Source organism: Bradyrhizobium genomosp. III, assembly GCF_000261705.1.
Classification (GTDB): domain Bacteria; phylum Pseudomonadota; class Alphaproteobacteria; order Rhizobiales; family Xanthobacteraceae; genus Bradyrhizobium; species Bradyrhizobium ottawaense.
Genome location: NZ_AJQF01000055.1, coordinates 1 through 14,096 on the forward strand (window position 1 = coordinate 1; position 14,096 = coordinate 14,096).

The 14,096-nt window shown below is 64.7% G+C and carries 14 protein-coding genes; 8 read left to right on the top strand and 6 right to left on the bottom strand.

The annotated features are described in order from the left end of the window. The 5 genes from IC66_RS0105150 to IC66_RS0105170 form a co-directional block, all read left to right on the top strand. Nucleotides 1-867, top strand: an 867-nt coding sequence (locus IC66_RS0105150) for a branched-chain amino acid ABC transporter permease (RefSeq protein WP_038946891.1), incomplete at its 5' end; no start/stop codon positions are given. Continuing rightward, the gene (locus IC66_RS0105155; protein WP_018316880.1) at nt 860-1,627 is read left to right on the top strand and encodes an ABC transporter ATP-binding protein; all 768 of its coding nucleotides are present in this window, start codon (nt 860-862) and stop codon (nt 1,625-1,627) included. The genes IC66_RS0105150 and IC66_RS0105155, both read left to right, overlap by 8 nt. Further along, nucleotides 1,620-2,333, top strand: coding sequence for an ABC transporter ATP-binding protein (locus IC66_RS0105160; RefSeq protein ID WP_028139757.1), 714 nt, complete (start codon nt 1,620-1,622; stop codon nt 2,331-2,333). Before IC66_RS0105155 ends, IC66_RS0105160 begins: the two co-directional genes overlap by 8 nt. A 375-nt stretch (nt 2,334-2,708) precedes the next feature. After that, entirely contained in the window at nt 2,709-3,353 is a 645-nt protein-coding gene (locus tag IC66_RS0105165) for an AraC family transcriptional regulator (RefSeq protein WP_244429082.1), read from the top strand. Between the two features lie 109 nt (nt 3,354-3,462). Next, nucleotides 3,463-5,754 (top strand): TonB-dependent siderophore receptor, encoded by a 2,292-nt coding sequence (locus IC66_RS0105170; RefSeq protein WP_244429083.1) that lies wholly within the window; start codon nt 3,463-3,465, stop codon nt 5,752-5,754. A gap of 37 nt (nt 5,755-5,791) precedes the next feature. Here IC66_RS0105170 and IC66_RS0105175 read toward each other — a convergent pair whose 3' ends face one another. The 4 genes from IC66_RS0105175 to IC66_RS0105190 all read right to left on the bottom strand — a co-directional run bounded on the left by IC66_RS0105175 (nt 5,792) and on the right by IC66_RS0105190 (nt 9,392). Beyond that, nucleotides 5,792-6,145, bottom strand: coding sequence for a hypothetical protein (locus tag IC66_RS0105175; RefSeq protein ID WP_028139760.1), 354 nt, complete (start codon nt 6,143-6,145; stop codon nt 5,792-5,794). Nucleotides 6,146-6,198: 53 nt separating this feature from the next. Next, nucleotides 6,199-6,420 carry a hypothetical protein gene (locus IC66_RS46090; protein WP_162131323.1) on the bottom strand — a complete coding sequence of 74 codons (222 nt, stop codon included), beginning with the start codon at nt 6,418-6,420 and terminating at the stop codon, nt 6,199-6,201. 46 nt (nt 6,421-6,466) lie between these two features. Further along, complete coding sequence (locus IC66_RS0105185; RefSeq protein ID WP_038946894.1) at nt 6,467-7,903, bottom strand: glutamine synthetase family protein; 1,437 nt, start codon at nt 7,901-7,903, stop codon at nt 6,467-6,469. Between the two features lie 130 nt (nt 7,904-8,033). Beyond that, nucleotides 8,034-9,392 carry an aromatic ring-hydroxylating dioxygenase subunit alpha gene (locus tag IC66_RS0105190; RefSeq protein WP_038946895.1) on the bottom strand — a complete coding sequence of 453 codons (1,359 nt, stop codon included), beginning with the start codon at nt 9,390-9,392 and terminating at the stop codon, nt 8,034-8,036. 113 nt (nt 9,393-9,505) lie between these two features. Between IC66_RS0105190 and IC66_RS0105195 the strand changes: the two genes are divergently transcribed. Both IC66_RS0105195 and IC66_RS0105200 read left to right on the top strand, forming a co-directional pair. After that, nucleotides 9,506-10,291 (top strand): IclR family transcriptional regulator domain-containing protein, encoded by a 786-nt coding sequence (locus IC66_RS0105195; protein ID WP_028139763.1) that lies wholly within the window; start codon nt 9,506-9,508, stop codon nt 10,289-10,291. Nucleotides 10,292-10,458: 167 nt separating this feature from the next. Then, nucleotides 10,459-10,791 (top strand): PRC-barrel domain-containing protein, encoded by a 333-nt coding sequence (locus tag IC66_RS0105200; protein ID WP_028139764.1) that lies wholly within the window; start codon nt 10,459-10,461, stop codon nt 10,789-10,791. A gap of 54 nt (nt 10,792-10,845) precedes the next feature. Here IC66_RS0105200 and IC66_RS0105205 read toward each other — a convergent pair whose 3' ends face one another. Beyond that, entirely contained in the window at nt 10,846-11,238 is a 393-nt protein-coding gene (locus IC66_RS0105205) for a group II truncated hemoglobin (protein ID WP_028139765.1), read from the bottom strand. Between the two features lie 247 nt (nt 11,239-11,485). Next, a complete protein-coding gene (locus IC66_RS0105210) occupies nt 11,486-12,394 on the bottom strand; it encodes a helix-turn-helix transcriptional regulator (protein WP_028139766.1) in 909 nt (302 codons plus the stop codon). A 137-nt stretch (nt 12,395-12,531) separates the two neighbouring features. Here IC66_RS0105210 and IC66_RS0105215 point away from each other — a divergent pair, with 137 nt between their 5' ends. Beyond that, nucleotides 12,532-14,073, top strand: a complete 1,542-nt coding sequence (locus IC66_RS0105215) for a benzoate-CoA ligase family protein (RefSeq protein WP_038946897.1) — start codon at nt 12,532-12,534, stop codon at nt 14,071-14,073. The last annotated feature ends 23 nt before the right edge of the window (nt 14,074-14,096 follow it).

Consider the following 14,096-nt stretch of genomic DNA (forward strand, 5'->3'; position numbering starts at 1 on the left):
CTCTCCGGCAACATCTTCATCCTGACGCTGTTCACCCGCATCATCATCCTGGCGCTGGCGGCCGCCAGCCTCAACCTCATCATGGGTTTTGGCGGCATGATGAGCTTTGGCCATGCCGCCTACCTCGGCATCGGCGGCTATGCCGTCGGCATGCTGGCGCAGGAAGGCGTCGGCAGCGGCTTCATCCAGTTTCCGGTCGCGCTCGCGGCGTCCGCGCTCTATGCGCTCGTGATCGGCGCGCTCTCGTTGCGCACCCGCGGCGTCTATTTCATCATGATCACGCTCGCCTTCGCGCAGATGGCCTATTACGTCGCTTCGGGGCTGGCACGCTACGGCGGCGATGACGGCCTCACCGTCTACAAGCGCAGCGACTTCTCCGGGCTGGTCAACCTGTCGAACCGCACGCAGTTCTATTATCTCTGCCTCGCCTGCCTCCTCGGCGTCATCTTCCTGATCTGGCGCATCGTCAATTCGCGCTTCGGCCTCGTCGTGCAGGGCCTGCGCTCCAACGAGCAGCGCATGCAGGCGATCGGCTTCCCGGCAAAGCGCTACAAGCTCGTCTGCTTCGTCATTTCAGGCACCATGTGCGGCCTCGCCGGCGCGCTGCTCGCCAACAACACCGACTTCGTCAGCCCGGCCGTGATGTACTGGACGCGCTCCGGCGACCTCATGGTGATGGTGATCCTGGGGGGCATGGGCACGCTGATCGGCCCGATCATGGGCGCGGTGGTGTTCCTGCTGCTGGAGGAATTCCTGTCGCAGATCACCGAATATTGGGCGCTGATCATGGGCCCGCTGCTGCTGCTGATCGTGCTGTTCGGCCGTGGCGGCATCATGGGCATGCTGGGGAGGGCCGGCCGTGGCTGAACCCCTGCTTCGCGTCGAAAAGCTGGTGCGTCGCTTCGGCGGCATCGTTGCGACGGATAACGTCTCGCTCGACGTCGCCGCGGGCGAGCTGCACGCCATCATCGGCCCGAACGGCGCCGGCAAGACCACGCTGATCAGCCAGCTCACCGGGCATCTCGAGCCGCATTCCGGCAGCGTCTCGCTGGCGGGGCGCGACATCACCTATCTGCCGGCCTATCGCCGCTGCGCGCTGGGTCTGGCGCGTTCGTTCCAGATCACCTCGCTGCTGCTCGATTTCACCGCCGCGGACAATGTCGCGCTGGCGGCACAAGCCCATGCCGGCACCTCGTTCCGCTTCTTTGCCAATGCGCGCAAGGAGCGATCCTTGCGCGATGCCGCGCATGCGGCGCTCGATCGCGTCGGCCTGTTGCATCGCGCCGACGTCGTGGTGAACAGGCTCAGCCACGGCGAGCGCCGCGAGCTCGAGCTTGCGGTCGCGCTCGCGAGCAAGCCGAAGCTCTTGCTGCTCGACGAGCCGATGGCGGGCTTGGGGGTCACCGAATCCCAGCGCATGGTCAAGCTGCTCCAGGAGCTGCGCAAGGAAGTCTCGATCGTGCTGGTCGAGCACGACATGCCGGCGGTGTTCGCGCTTGCCGACCGCATCACGGTGCTGGTCTATGGCCGCGTCATCGCCTCGGGCGATCCGGCCGCGATCCGTGCCAACGAGGACGTCAAGCGCGCCTATCTCGGGGACCAGCACGTGGTGACGCATCATGGCTGATACGCTGCTCGAGGTTGACGGCATCGAGACCTGCTATGGCCTCTCCCAGGTGCTGTTCGGCCTGTCGCTGTCGATCAAGCCCGGCGAGATGGTCTCGCTGATGGGCCGCAACGGCATGGGCAAGACCACGACCATCCGCTCCATCATGGGCCTGACGCCGGCGCGATCAGGCAGCATTCGTTTCGCGGGCGCCGAGGTCAGGCAGCTTCCCTCCTACAGGATCGCAAAGCTCGGCGTCGGCCTGGTTCCTGAGGGCCGCCAGATCTTCCCGAACCTCACCGTGCGCGAGAATCTGGTCGCGGCCGCCGCCGACCGCTTCAGCAGCCCCAATCCCTGGACGCTGGCCGCGATCTACGTGCTGTTCCCGCGCCTTGCTGAACGCGCGTCCAACATGGGCAACCAGCTCTCGGGCGGCGAGCAGCAGATGCTCGCGATCGGCCGCGCGCTGATGACCAATCCAAAGCTCCTGATCCTGGACGAAGCGACCGAGGGCCTCGCGCCGCTGATCCGCGAAGAAATCTGGCACTGCCTGTCGCTGCTCAAGAGCCGCGGACAGTCGATCCTGGTCGTCGACAAGAATGTCGACCACCTCGCCCGCATCTGCGACCGCCACACCATCATCGAGCGCGGCAGGACGGTGTGGAGCGGCACCTCCGATCAGCTGATGGCGGAACCGGATCTCCAGCACAAATATCTCGGCATCTGACGCGCGTTGCTGCCGACCGCGCGTAATGCGCAAGATTCCCTTCGAGCAAATCCAGTTTCGAATCCCTCCAAACCGCGCGCAGAGCTCTTGAGCGCGCCGCCGCCAGCGGTCAAACAAGCCGCGGCGTAAGCGGATTCGATGCGGGACTTCTACGATCAAATTGTCGGACGGCCTCAAGACGACATCGGTTCCGCACAGCCGGGCGCTTCGACAGCGCAATGGCTGGATTTTCCGGGCTGCGTGTTTGTCAGAGGCGAGTTTCGAGCCGATGCCGGGGGCTCTGCCATCGCAGCCCCGGGCCTGTTCATCTCGGTCTCCGTTGATGGTGACGCAGGACGCGGCATTCTGACGCGCAGCACTGGCTGCGAAGGGCAGATGACGGCAATTGCCGTGCGCGAAACCTGCGCAGCGGAACGCGCGGTTCACTCCGGCGAGCGTTCCGCGATCGGCCTGGCGTTTCCCCAAACCTCGATCGATGGACTCGGACTCGGCGATGAGTTTCGGGCGCTGTTTGCGAACGACGTCTCGGGCGCAGCGATCGTCTCTCTGAGAGCGTCTGCGCGCATACAGGCGGTCGCGGCAGAAATGTTTTCGCCGCCGGTCACCGGCAACGCGGCGCAATTGCTGCTGTCAGCGCATGCCGCCGAGATCGTGGTTCACGCCTTGTTCGGCGAGCGCGGCCGGATTGCGACCGATCCGACCACCGATCTGCAGTGGACGCGGCTGCAATCGGTGAAGCAGCGGATGGACGCCGATCTCGCCTATCCCTGGAGCATCGACGAACTGGCGCGGAACGCGGGGCTGAGCCGCAGGTCCTTCAACCAGAAATTCCGGATGGCATATGGCCAGAGCGCGATCGACTATCTCAGGGCTCAGCGGCTCGATGCCGCACGTGCCTTTTTGATTCACCAGCGCTTGTCCGTCACCGAAGCGGCCTATCGGGTCGGCTATTCCCATCCGGCGAATTTCGCGACAGCCTTCCGCAGGCGCTTCGGCCATTCGCCGAGCCGCTATCAGTAAACTCGAGAGCCTCCACGTGGGATCAAAGGTGATTTGCGCGCGCGCAAAGGCGGCGACCGCTTTGATCTGGTTACACCCGGGTTGTTGAACACGGAACTCGGGGAATACGATGAGGCGGAACGACGGGCAGAGGCTCGGCTGGGAACGGATGGTGAGAACTGGTCTGGGAGCGGCCGGTTTGGGAGTGGTCCTGCACGCGACGCCCTCGGCGGCACAGGTCTCCGGAACCAATTCGCCTTCGACGGCCGGCACATTGCCTCCGGTCACGGTGGAGGCGCCGAGCCAGGCGCGTCCGCGTGCCCAATCTGCCCAGCGCGCCTCACAATCGCAGCGCGGCCGCGTCGCAATCCCGCGCAATGCCGGGTCCGGACAAGCCAGAAATTCTGATGCGCGCGAGGCGGACAGCGGCCGCGCCAACGCGTCGAGCGAGAACAGCTATGTCGCAAGCAGCAGCTCGGCAGGCACGAAGACGAACACCCCGCTGCTCGAGACGCCGCAGTCGATCTCGGTCGTGACCCGCAAGGAGCTCAACGACCGCGCCGTGCAGACGCTGACGGAAGCGGTCGGCTATGAGCCGGGCGTCCGCATCGATGCCTCCGGCTACGATCCGCGCTTCGACGCGATCTCGATCCGCGGCTTCGACATCACCTATAACGGCGTCTATCTCGACGGCCTGCGCCTCGTCGGCGCCGGTCTCGGCGTGTTCAAGACCGAGCCTTATGGCGTTGACAGCATCACCGTGGTGCGCGGGCCGAGCTCGGCCCTCTACGGTCTCGGCTCGCCCGGCGGATTGATCGACCTGCAGAGCAAGCTGCCGACCAGCCAGCCGTTCCACGAGGTGCAGACGGTGTTCGGCGACCGCGAGCGCGTTCAGGGCAATTTCGATCTCTCGGGTCCGGTCGATCCCAACGGCCAATTTTCCTATCGGTTGACCGGCGTCGTGCGCGACGCCGACGTGTTCGTGCCCGGCGGCAAGGACAATCGTATCTACGTCGCTCCCGCCGTCACCTGGAAGCCGGACCAATCGACGACCCTCACCATTCTCGGCGCGTACCAGAAATCGAAGACGCCGGGGTCCATGTTCACCTATTCCACGGGCACCGGCACGACGACGGACATCTTTACCGGCAGCCCGTCCTACAATTCGCTCGACCAGGAGCAGGGACGCGTCGGCTATCTGTTCGAGCACGCGTTCAACAACGCCGTGACCGTTCGCCAGAAATTCCGCTATGTCGACGTCGATGCGGTCACGCGCTATGTCGGCTTTCTCGGCGCTCCCGTCGGCAATGTCGTCTCACGCTATACCGGCTACGTCCACGATACGCTGCAATCGGCCATCATGGACAATCAGGTCGAGGCAAAACTCTCGACCGGCCCGGTGCAGCATACGCTCCTGGTCGGCACCGACTACACGGCATCGAAATTCAACGACAAGCAGGGATTCGGCTTCGGGGTTTCCCCTCTCAATCTGGCCGCGCCGGTCTACGCGCCGGAATCCATTCCCGATCCCGCGATCTCGTCCTCGACGCAGCAGCGGCAGACCCAGTCCGGCGTGTACATCCAGGACCAGGCCAAGCTCGACCACTGGATCCTGACGCTGAGCGGCCGCAGCGACTGGGTTCGCACCACGGGCGAGGATCAGTTCGCGCTGACCCGCCAGCAGCAGTCCGAACAGGCCTATAGCGGGCGCGCCGGGCTGACCTATGTGTTCGATTCCGGAGTTGCGCCTTACGTCGCCTATTCAACCTCGTTCTTTCCCAATCTCGGCGTCGATCCCACAGGCGCCTTCTTCAAGCCCACCACCGGCAAGCAGACCGAGATCGGCGTCAAATATCAGCCGCAGGGGACGAGGAGCTTCATCACCGCCGCGGTGTTCGACCTGACCCAGAGCGGGGGCCTGGTCACGACCGGGACCGGCGTCACGGTCCAGCGCGGCGAGATTCAAAGCCGCGGCTTCGAATTGCAGGCGCTGGCGAGCCTCGGCGGTGGTTTCGACATCACCTCGTCCTACACCTATCTCGACATGGTCACCAAGCAGGCCGGCGACAGCGCGCAGATCGGCAAGTTTCCGTCGGGCAATCCTCCGCACACCGCGACGCTGTGGGGCAACTATGCCCTGCCGCTGGCCGGCCCGTTTGCGGGACTGAGCATCGGTGGCGGCGTGCGTTACATGTCCTGGAGCTATGGCGACGATCTGAACACGTTCAAGAACAGTTCGGTGACCCTGGTCGATGCTGCGCTGAAATATGATTTCGGCCAGGCGGCGAAGGAGCTGAAGGGCCTGCAGTTCCAGGTCAACGCCAAGAACCTGTTCAATCTGCACTACACCACGTGCCAGGTCGGATATTGCTACCGCGGTGCCCCGCTGACCGTCATCGCAACGCTCGGCTACCGCTGGTGAGTATGGCGATGGTGAAGACCGGGGCCGGCTGCCGATCCTACCAATAGATCCCGTGGCGATGCAGCGCACGGACGATTTGGGCGTCGGTGGACAGCTGACGCCGCTTCGGCTTGGTCGTTCCGGCCGTGCTTGCCGGCGGCGTAGATTGCGTGGTTGGTGCCACCGTGGCCGCCGGTGCCGTTGCTGAGGTTGGTGCGGTGGTCGCAGTCTGGACATTTGCCGGCTGCGACGGCGCCTGGGTGGTTTGCGGCGAGACCGTTGCCGCCGTGGCGGGTTGCTCGATCGCCTGCTGGCTGGAATTGCTCGCTGCGAGACTGAGGCTCCGCGACCCACCCGCATAGGCCTGGCTTGTGAGCAGAGACACCGTTGCGATCAGGATCAGCTTGCGCATGGAAACGCTCCTAATCTGGTCAATCCGTCTTACCTATCGCGCATCCATTGAGTTCAGCGCGCCAGATGATGCCGACCGATGTTGATCAAGGTTGCCCGGCACGACAGGCGGTAGATCAGGCTGAATAACTGGTCCCACATGATCGAACTCCACTGTTGATCACATGCAGCAATCCTAGCGCAGGAGTCTTTCAGTGGGTTTTCGCGGGGATGGAAAATGGCTTCGTCCGGCAGCGGTGCGATGTCGTCGGAACCGGCGCGACGAAGCCGCTTCACACGGCCGTGAGCCGTTACTCTCTTGAGGAATCCGCGGGGCAGGGCGTCAAAACACCTCGAAATATTCACGGTGCTCCCAGTCGGTCACTTCTGACAGGAAGCGGTCGATCTCGGCGTTCTTGATGTGGGTGTAATAGTCGACGAACTCCGGCCCGAGCTTGTCGCGGAAGAACGGATCGTCCTTCAGTGCGCTGACTGCATCGCGCAGCGACTTCGGCAGCAGCGGCGCCTTGGTCTCGTAGGGCGTGTCGGCGGAGGGGCCGGGATCGAGCTTGCGGTCGACGCCGTCGAGGCCCGAGAGAATCTGCGAGGCCATGTAGAGATAGGGATTGGCGGCGGGCTCGCCGATGCGGTTCTCCAGGCGCGTTGCGGCATCATTGGCACCGCCGAGCACGCGGATCATCACGCCGCGATTGTCGCGGCCCCAGATCGCGCGGTCGGGCGCCAGCGAATAGGAGCGGTAGCGCTTGTAGCCGTTGATGGTCGGCGTGGTGAACACGATCGAGGCGCGGGCGTGGTCGAGCAGGCCGCCAAGGTACGCCCGGCCAAACGCGCTGAGCGGCTCACTGCCGTCCTTGGCCATGAAGATGTTTTCGCCGCTGGCGCGCGAGACGATCGACTGGTGCAGGTGCCAGCCGCTCCCCAACACATTCGGCAGTTTCGGGCGGCACATGAAGGTGGCGTGATAGCCGTGCCGGCGCGTGATCTGCTTCACGGCGCTCCGAAACAGCACCATGTTGTCGGCGGGCTCCAGGCCCTTCTTCGGCGCGAAGGTGAACTCGCACTGGCTCGGCCCGAACTCGACCTCGACCGAGCGCAGGGGCAGCCCGAGCGCGACGATGTCGCGGCGCAGGATCTCCAGCACCGGCTCCATCTGATCGAAGCGTTGCTCGGTGAGATATTGATAGCCGTGGCTGAGCAGGCTCACCGACGGGGGCGTGCCCGGCTGGCCGGCGTCCTCGGGCCGCATATGCGCATCGTCGAGCCTGAAGATGTGGAATTCGACCTCGAGCCCGGCGACGAAATCGTGGCCGCGGCTGGCGAGCTGGTCGAGCACCTTGCGATAGAGCGAGCGCGTCGCGAACGGCACCGGGCGGCCGTCATTGAAGTAGAGGTCGCACAGCACCCAGCCCGTGGTCGGCGCCCACGGCAAGACGCGAAACGTCGTGGGGTCGGCGACCATTAGCACGTCGGCCGCGCCCTCCATCTCCTTCATGCCGAAGCCGCCGCCCGCGGTGAACACCGGGAATACCGTGCGGTGCGAAGTATCCTTGGCGAGCATGGTCGTTGTGATGGAGCAGCCGCTCTCCAGCGAGGCGATCGCCTCGGAGGCGATGATGGTCTTGCCGCGCAGGATGCCGTGCTGGTCGGGGAAGGCGAGGCGGATGACCTCGAGGTTCTTGTCCTCGACGAGACGGCGCATGCGCGTCGCGGCGTCCCTCTGCTCATCCGACCACAGCGCATGACGCGCGACGAAAGTCACTTTGCTACTCCCTCAGCTGCCGTAGGGTGGGCAAAGCGGAGCGTGCCCACCGCGTCTATCGACCACACCGAAGCATGGTGGGCACGGCGCGTTGCGCTCTTGCCCACCCTACGGGTTCGGTGCACGAACGTCACTCCGCCGCCGTCAGCCGGTGCACGTTGTCCGCGATCTCCTTCGGCACCGGTGCGGCCCAGGGTGCGCCGCGGCGGCGCTTGACGTCGATCTCCATCCAGTAGAGCTCCCACCCCTGGGTCGGCCCGATGCCGTCCATGGTCGCCGGTCCCTGGATGCTGCGCGCGTTGGCCTCGTCCAGGAACAGCATCGGCTTCTCGCCGCCGCCGACCTTCTCGATCTCCTGTCGCAGCAGGCGGCGATATTGCACGATCGCCTTGTCGCTCGAGCCGAGATGCTCCTTGGTGCGGTCCTGGATCGCGCCCATCGATTCCACCGCCCACTGGTCGTGGACGTTGATGTCGGTGCCCATGCCGGTATAGGTCGCGGTCTGCTGCTCGTGCGGATCGAAGCCGTAATCGTTGCTGCGGTTCTTGCGCGATTTGTAGTCCGGCAGCTCATAGAGCTCGAGCCGCTGGTCGCGCATCTTCTGCTTGTCGACCGGGTTCGAATAGCTGGTGAAGGTCGCGTACCAGTAGCAGTTCTCGTCGTCGACCGGCACATGCCACTGCGTGATCGTCATCTCCGTGCTCATAGGGATGACGAAGCCGTGCGGGAAGAGCTGGTTGGTGACGCGCACATGGGTACGCTCCTCGTCGATCTCGCGCAGCGCGATCAGCCTCAGGCCGTATTCGGTGTGCTCGACATTGATGATCGGGCGGTCGTACTCGCGCAAGATCTTCGTCATCGGCAGATCAGACCCGGCGGAGGCGCCGCGGAATTGCTTGCCGTAGGCGGTGGAGGTGTCCTCGTCCTCGAAGAAGCGATGCAGATAGGAGGCGTGCGCGGGATCGATGCCGACTTCGAGCGCCTGAAGCCAGTTGCAGGCCATGTGGCCCTTGAACGCAAAGGTGTGAGTATCAGGGGCGACGAAGCAATCGAGCTCCGGAAAAGCCGGCGGCTCACCCTCGCCGAGATAGGCCCAGAGGATGCCGCTCTTCTCGACCACGGGATAGGAGCGCTGGCGGATGTTCTGGCAGAGCTTCGAGTCCTTCGGCTCGGCCGGCGTCTCGATGCACTGGCCGGTGGCGTCGAACAGCCAGCCGTGGAAGGCGCAGCGCAGGCCGCCGTGCTCGAGCCGTCCGAACGCGAGGTCGGCGCCGCGATGCGCGCAGTGGCGATCGAACAGGCCGTAGCGTCCGGTCTCGTCACGGAACAGCACCAGGTTCTCGCCGAGCAGCTTGACGGGACGGATCGGACGATCGCGTTCGAGCTCATCCACCAGCGCCGCCGGCTGCCAGTAGCTCCGCATCAACTTTCCGCACGGATCCTTCGGACCGGTGCGGGTGATTAGGTCGTTCTGCTCCTGGCTCATCATGGCAGTAGCATCCCTCTGTGGAGTGGCGTTTGTTCGCCTATTGAACGAATGGGCGAATTATGACATGCCTTGGAGCAGCAGCAAGCACTATTTTGCAGGATTGTCCCGTCACCATGCCCAAACTGAAGCGGAGCGAGACCGACGAGCGCGCGACGGATTTCGTCGAAGCGCTCGATCGCGGCCTGCGCCTGCTGCAATGCTTCGGCACGACGGCCGGCCCGATGACGCTGAGCGATCTCGCCCGCGCCGCGGACCTGCCGCGCGCCACCGCCCGACGTATGCTGTTCACGCTCCAGCGCGGCGGTTTTGTCAGCGGCGATGGCAAGCTGTTCTCGCTGACACCGCATGTGCTGACGCTGGCGGCATCTTACTTGCGGTCCAACCAGCTCGTCGCCATGATTCAGCCGCTGCTCGATCGCGTTGCGACCGCGGCGAACGAAATCTCCTCGCTCGCGGTGCTCGACGGCGATGACGTCGTGTTCATTGCCCGAGGCAGCCCGGCGCGCGTGTTCTCGGGCGGATTGGAGATCGGCTATCGCCTGCCGGCGTTCTGCACCTCGGTTGGTCGCGCCATGCTCGGCCAGCTCGACGATGCCGACCTTGCCGCACGCCTGAAGGCGATGACGCGCGAGGCGCTGACGCCGCAGACGGTGACCGATCCCAAGGCGCTGCTCGCGCGCATCGTCGCCGACCGCGCGCAGGGCTATTCACTGGTCGACCGCGAGGCCGAGCCGCATTTCCGCTCGATCTCGGTTCCGGTGCGCCGCTACGACGACGTGATCGTCGCCGCCATCAACATGGGCGCCCATGTCGATCGCGTGCCGGCGCAGGAATTGATCGGCCGTTTCCTGCCGCTGTTGCAGGAGGGCGCGGAGTCGGTGCGTTCGCAGCTGCTGTAAGCGTAGGGTGGGTTAGCCGTGGCGGCTGCGCGAAGCGCAGTCGCTTGGCGTAACCCACCACTTCTCGCGCACCGAGACCTAAAGAGGTGGGTTACGCTGACGCTAACCCACCCTACATTCCGCCGTCTGTGCTATAATGCGCGCCACACAAGACGAGGGAGCACGCCATGCAACACACCATGGTTCCCAGTGATCGCGTCGAGCATGTCGCCGTCTATGGTGGCGACGGCACGAAGCTCGGCACGATCGAGCGATTGATGCTCGACAAGGTCAGTGGAACGGTCGCTTACGCCGTGATCAAGACCGGCAGGCTGCTCGGGACACATCACCATTATCCCGTGCAGTGGAGCGCGCTCAAATATGATCCGGGACGCCAGGCTTTCCAGGTCGAACTGACGCCGGAGCAATTGAGCAGCGGTCCCTGCGAAGTCGATGGCGATGAGTTCGACTGGGGCGACCGCTCGCGGCCCTACCAGCATCCGAACTACTGGTCGATCTAGCCGCGTCGAAGTCTCGCGGGCCGGGTAAACGCCGGGAACGTCACGCTGACCGGATCATTGCCGGTTGCGCATCCAGTCGGCGAGACCGGACAATGCGCGGTCGAGGTCCTGCCGCGCGATCGTGTCGACGACCGTCTCTTCCAGCGCGCCGCGCATGCAGACCATCCACGCATTGCGCTCGGCATCGCCGATGGCAAAGCCGATGTGCCGCTGGCGCAGCCGCGGATGGCCCTTCTCGACGGAGTAAAGCCGCGGGCCGCCGGTCCATTCGGTGAGATAGCGCTTCAGCACGTCCCTGATCAGGCCGAGGTCGTCCGCATGCATCGCGCGGATGATCTGCGCCTCCGGCAGCGTGTCCATGCGCTTGTAGAAGCGGTCGACCAGAAGGTCGATCGTGGCACTGCCGCCGATCCGCTCGAACATGGTGGTGACGTCGGTGGAGGTCATGATCTGTCCAAAAAACTCGCTGTGACGCTTTGATATAGTGTTGCCGGAGGTCGTGCAAAATCCCCGCTGTCGTCCCGGACAAGCGCGCCTCAAGCGCGCGCAGATCCGGGACCCATAACCACAGGGAGGAGTTTGGCGAAGGCTCGCTGTTCGGTACTTCTACCGATCGCAACTGATAGATCGCGCGGTATGGGTCCCGGATCTTCGCTTCGCTCGTCCGGGACGACGGCCGAGGCTGGTCAATTACCTACAGCGCCACGCTGCGCAGGCCGAAGCTGCGGGCTTCGTTCTGCAGCACGGGCCGCACCGCATCGATCAGCCGTGCGGCGGCCGCGTCCACGCTGAGACCTGCCGTGTCCACCACCGCCGTCGCGCGCGAATACAGCGGCTCGCGGCTGAGCAGGATGTTGCGCAGCTCCGCCATCGCGGAGCGGTCGTCGGCCATCGGGCGTAGGTCGCCCTGGCGACGGACGCGGGCCATGTGCTCCTCGGGCTCGGCCTTCAGCCAGATCGTGTAGAACGAGGTCAGGATCTGGTCGAAGGTCAAAGGCTCGGAGACGATGCCCCCGCCGGTCGCCAGCACCATCAGCTCGTTGCGCGCGAGCAGCTGCTGAAGCGCCGCCTGCTCCATGCGGCGAAAGCCTTCCTGGCCGTACAGCGCGATGATCTCGGCGACCGAGAGCCCGTTCTGCTGCTCGACCTCCTTGTTGAGCTCCACAAAACTCCAGCCGACCTTCTTCGCCAGCATCCGACCGAGCGTCGACTTGCCGGCGCCGCGCAGGCCGATCAGCGCGATGCCGCAGAACGGCGCGCGCCGCGGCGCCGAGGCGCTGCCGCCGGCGAGCAGATCTTTTGCCTGCGCGATCTGGGCAGGCGTGGCCTTGCGCAGCAGGTCGCGAAACATCTGCCAGTCCGGTGTCGGATCGGCGGAGGGAAGCAGATCTTCGAGATGCGCGCCCATCGCGTCGGAGACACGGCGCAAGAGCACGATGGAGACATTGCCCTTGCCGCTTTCGAGCTGCGCGATGTAGCGCTCCGAGATTCCTGATACCTTGGCGAGCACCTTGCGCGACATGCCGCGCAGCGCGCGCATGGTGCGCACGCGCTGGCCGAGCTGTTCGAGAAATCGGGATTCTGCGTCGGGACTGTCGGTCATGAGCCTTCTTTAAGGGATGTCTCTTTGAAGGGTGTCCTGCGGCGCATTTTAATGAAACATAATGCCTGCTAGCATTGACAGCAAGCCGCCGCGGTGTCTTTCTATGAATTATAATTCTAAATTCTGGGGAGACGACCGTGAGCGAGGGATCCTACAACGCGGTGACCTGGCTGCTCGACCGCAACGTCAGGGAGGGCCGGGGCAACAAGCTGGCCTTCGACGACACCGTCTCGCGGCTCACCTATGGCGAGCTTCAGCGCGAGAGCCGACGCGCCGCCAACATGCTGCGCCGGCTCGGCGTCCGCCGCGAGGAGCGCGTCGCGATGATCATGCTGGACACCGTCGATTTCCCGGTGGTGTTCCTGGGCGCGATCCGCGCCGGCATCGTGCCGGTGCCGCTCAACACGCTGCTGACCGCGGACCAGTACGCCTACATCCTCGCCGACTGCCGTGCGCGCGTGCTGTTCGTCTCCGAGGCGCTCTACCCTGTCATCAAGGACGTCGTCGGCCGCATGCCGGATCTCGAGCATGTCGTTGTGTCCGGCGCCAAGCAGAACGGCCACAAGCAGCTCGCCGAGGAGCTCGCGAGCGAGAGTGATCAGTTCACCACCGCCGCGACGCATCCGGATGAGCCGGCGTTCTGGCTCTATTCGTCCGGCTCGACCGGCATGCCCAAGGGCGTGCGCCATATCCATTCCAATTTGCAGGCGACCGCCGACACCTACGCAAAGCAGGTGCTGGGCATCCGCGAGAGCGATGTGTGCCTCTCCGCTGCCAAGCTGTTTTTCGCCTACGGGCTCGGCAATGCGCTGACCTTCCCGATGTCGGTCGGCGCCAGCGTGATCCTCAACAGCGAACGGCCGACGCCGGCGCGCATGTTCGACCTGATGAACCGCTACAAGCCGTCGATCTTCTACGGCGTGCCGACCTTGTTCGCGGCGATGCTCAACGACGAGACCATGAAGAGTGAACGTGGCGGCGGCGCCTTGCGCATCTGCACCTCGGCCGGCGAGGCGCTGCCGGAATCCGTTGGCACCAGCTGGAGGGCGCGCTTCGGCGTCGACATCCTCGATGGCGTCGGCTCGACCGAGCTGTTGCACATCTTCCTGTCGAACGCGCCCGGCGATATCAAATACGGCTCCTCCGGCAAGCCGGTGCCGGGCTATGCGGTGCGGCTCGTCAATGAGGCCGGGCAAGATGTTGCCGACGGCGAGGTCGGTGAGCTCCTGGTCGACGCACCCTCCGCCGGCGAAGGCTACTGGAATCAGCGCCACAAGAGCCGCCGCACTTTTGAGGGACCGTGGACCCGCACCGGCGACAAATATGTCCGCGACGCGGACGGCCGCTACACCTTCTGCGGCCGCGCCGACGACATGTTCAAGGTCTCCGGCATCTGGGTCTCGCCGTTCGAGGTCGAGAGCGCGCTGATCACGCATCCCGCCGTGCTGGAGGCCGCCGTCGTGCCCGAGGCCGATCCGGAAGGGCTGTTGAAGCCAAAAGCCTTCGTCGTGCTGCGGCCGGGCGCGACGACGAGCGATCTTCAGGAAATGCTGAAGGAGCACGTCAAGCAGAAGATCGGCCCGTGGAAATATCCGCGCTGGATCGACGTGGTGGAATCCTTGCCGAAGACGGCGACAGGCAAGATCCAGCGGTTCAAGTTGCGGGATGGGGCGAATTAGCCACAGCCGTCATGGCCGGGGCT

Coding starts and splice junctions, on each gene's coding strand:
- IC66_RS0105160 (WP_028139757.1), top strand. CDS start 1,620: ATGGCTGATACGCTGCTCGAGGTTGACGGCATCGAGACCTGCTATGGC.
- IC66_RS0105165 (WP_244429082.1), top strand. CDS start 2,709: ATGACGGCAATTGCCGTGCGCGAAACCTGCGCAGCGGAACGCGCGGTT.
- IC66_RS0105170 (WP_244429083.1), top strand. CDS start 3,463: ATGAGGCGGAACGACGGGCAGAGGCTCGGCTGGGAACGGATGGTGAGA.
- IC66_RS0105175 (WP_028139760.1), bottom strand. CDS start 6,145: ATGCGCAAGCTGATCCTGATCGCAACGGTGTCTCTGCTCACAAGCCAG.
- IC66_RS0105190 (WP_038946895.1), bottom strand. CDS start 9,392: ATGATGAGCCAGGAGCAGAACGACCTAATCACCCGCACCGGTCCGAAG.
- IC66_RS0105195 (WP_028139763.1), top strand. CDS start 9,506: ATGCCCAAACTGAAGCGGAGCGAGACCGACGAGCGCGCGACGGATTTC.
- IC66_RS0105200 (WP_028139764.1), top strand. CDS start 10,459: ATGCAACACACCATGGTTCCCAGTGATCGCGTCGAGCATGTCGCCGTC.
- IC66_RS0105205 (WP_028139765.1), bottom strand. CDS start 11,238: ATGACCTCCACCGACGTCACCACCATGTTCGAGCGGATCGGCGGCAGT.
- IC66_RS0105210 (WP_028139766.1), bottom strand. CDS start 12,394: ATGACCGACAGTCCCGACGCAGAATCCCGATTTCTCGAACAGCTCGGC.